This is a genomic window from Synechococcus sp. R8-2, assembly GCF_047461715.1.
Classification (GTDB): Bacteria; Cyanobacteriota; Cyanobacteriia; order Thermostichales; family Thermostichaceae; genus Thermostichus.
The window spans coordinates 1-1,148 of the sequence record NZ_JANSHQ010000585.1 but is presented as its reverse complement, the minus strand read 5'-3'; the positions used below and the strand labels follow the sequence as shown (position 1 = coordinate 1,148).

The window sequence follows — 1,148 nt, the reverse complement described above, 5'->3', positions numbered from 1 at the left end:
GCGGTAGCGGTGCGGAGCACTTGCGGCTGGGCGCTGCTGCTGATTTTGTCGGTTGGTTTTTTGGGGGGATGTGCTGGCGACCCGGTTTCTACAGTCCCTCTGGATGGCGCTGCTGTCGGCACCCGCACGGCCACTCCCGAAGGCCGATCCTTTTCCGATATTCAGCCTGGTCGGGATCCCCGTCTGAAGCATCTTTGGGCCAGCTTTGTCATCAGCCCCCAGCAATTGCAATCTGCCCGCGAGGCTTCTGTCTCTCTCCATCCGCAGGCCATTTTTCCCTGCACCGACTGCGAAAGCCTGCCGGGATCCCCGCCCCCCACTGCTTCCCCCGCTCCAGGCACCTACCGATCTGACCAGCTCACCTTCTCCTTCCGGGTTGAGCCCAATGAGACGTCCACCCGCCTCAGGGGTAGCTTTCACCTGGATACCACCACGCCTCTGATCCACCCCGGCGCAGGGGTGCGCTTGGTAATCCAACGGGCTTTCTGGGGGGAAGACCCGCTGGAACCGCTGCCACCTCCCCAGGACTTCCACACCCAGCAGATCATCCGAGGCCAGTTCCAGGAGCGCAGTTGGATCCTCCCTTTCTCCCTGCCGCATCCCCCTGCCGGTGAGGTCTTGCCGCCGCTGCGGCTGGAGGTTGTTCTCACCTCGCCAATCCCACCCGATTCCGCCCCCTTTCTGCGGGGTAGGCCGCTGCCGCCACCTCCGGGTCGGCTGTATCACGGGGTCGCTTGGCCGGGCATTCCCACTTGGGATCAGCTCTTGTCCTACCGCCAGGCCATCGGTCAACCCCCCGCCTGGGCAGCCGTGGATCACCTCTGGGATCCCCGCCAGGACTTTCCACAGCAGTTGGCCAGTCGCCTGCGGGAAAGCGGCTCAGTCCCCTACCTGCGCCTGCGGCTAGATCCAGCCCAACTTTCTGCCTTGGCCAATGGGGATCACGATGAGACCTTGCGCTCTTGGGCCCGCGGGATCCAGCGCTTTGCCACCCCCATCATCCTGGCCGTCGTCGTTGGCGACGGGGATCCCGAACGCGCTCGCGGTAGCGGTGGGGAGCCCTTTGGTGGGACGGAGTCCTCGCTGCAACAACGGGCCTACCAACACCTGATGCAAACCCTGCGCTCTGTTCGCGTTAGCGGGACGGA

At 64.6% G+C, this 1,148-nt stretch carries 1 protein-coding gene; it reads left to right on the top strand.

Translation table 11 applies throughout. The features are described 5' to 3' along the window. Positions 1 to 9: 9 nt before the first annotated feature. The coding region (locus NW819_RS12770; RefSeq protein WP_414413973.1) for a hypothetical protein at positions 10 to 1,148 on the top strand (1,139 nt) is incomplete at its 3' end.